This is a genomic window from Streptomyces bobili, from assembly GCF_002154575.1.
GTDB lineage: Bacteria > Actinomycetota > Actinomycetes > Streptomycetales > Streptomycetaceae > Streptomyces > Streptomyces bobili.
Genome location: NZ_MUBA01000858.1, coordinates 1 through 1233 on the forward strand (window position 1 = coordinate 1; position 1233 = coordinate 1233).

At 74.4% G+C, this 1233-nt stretch carries 1 protein-coding gene; it reads left to right on the top strand.

What is annotated here, in order from left to right; genetic code table 11:
• Window positions 1-135: 135 nt before the first annotated feature.
• Window positions 136-1233 (top strand): PP2C family protein-serine/threonine phosphatase (locus BZL64_RS38275; protein WP_086773518.1); only part of this gene is annotated, 1098 nt, incomplete at its 3' end.

Here is a 1233-nt window from a genome sequence, read left to right on the forward strand (position 1 = left end):
CGCCGAACCCACCAGGCTGTTCCCCCGCGCTCCACACCCGGGGTGCTGTAACAATGTGCGGCCACCGCCGCGCGGCCCCCGGAGCCCAGGCCGGTCCCGGAGCCGGCCGTCGACGACTACACGAGGCAAGGATTCGTGAACTTCACGCGCTGGAGCGCCCGGCTCCCCGGAACGCAGCGCCGCGCCGCCGCCGCGCGAGCGGAGCACCCGGTCACCACCACGGACCGGCGGAGCGAGGGCTCCGGCTCCGGCCCCGGCTCCGTACCTGCGGCCCGCGTCGAACAACTCACCGACGAGCCGCCCCCGGTGCCCGCCGTCGACGAACTCCCGGCCCGCGAGGTCCTCGACCGCGTCCCGGCCCTCGTCGCCCTCGTCCACGGCACCGACCACCGCCTCGCCTACGTCAACGACGCCTACACGGCGGCCTTCGGCGTACGCCCCATCGGCGAACCGGCCGCCGAGGCCCTCCCCGAACTGCGCGAACTCGGCCTGATGCCGCTCCTCGACCAGGCCCAGCGCAGCGGCAAGCCCCGCACCCTGAAGTCCCGCAAGGCGCCCGACGGCCGTTCCTACACCTTCACCTGCACCCCGGTCCCGGAGAACCACGGCGAGAGCGCCGTACTGGTGTTCGCCACCGACGTCACCGACCACGCCGAAGCCGCCGAGCGCCTCAGAACCAGCGAGCGCCGCCAGCGGGAGACCGCCGTCACCCTCCAGCGCTCCCTGCTCCCCCAGGAACTGGAAGAACCCGACGACCTGCGCATCGCCGCCACCTACCACCCCGGCGGCACCGAGGCGGCCGTCGGCGGCGACTGGTACGACGTCATCACCCTCGGCGGCGGCCGCACCGCCCTCGTCATCGGCGACGTCATGGGCCGCGGCGTCCGCGCGGCAGCCGTCATGGGCCAGCTCCGCACGGCCGTCCGCGCCTACGCCCGCCTCGACCTCCCGCCGCACGAGATCCTCCAGCTCCTCGACGGCCTCGCCATGGAGATCGACGCCAACCAGATCGCCACCTGCGTCTACGCCATCCACGACCCCAACGAGGGACGGCTGGTGTACGCCTCCGCAGGCCACCTGCCGATCCTGGTCCGCGACGAGAGCGGCACCGTCCTGCGCGCCGACGAACCCACCGGCCCGCCGCTCGGCACCGGCGGCTGGATGCACGCCTCCGGCTCGATCCCGCTGGGCCCCGGCTCCACCGCCGTCCTCTACACCGACGGCCTGGTCGAG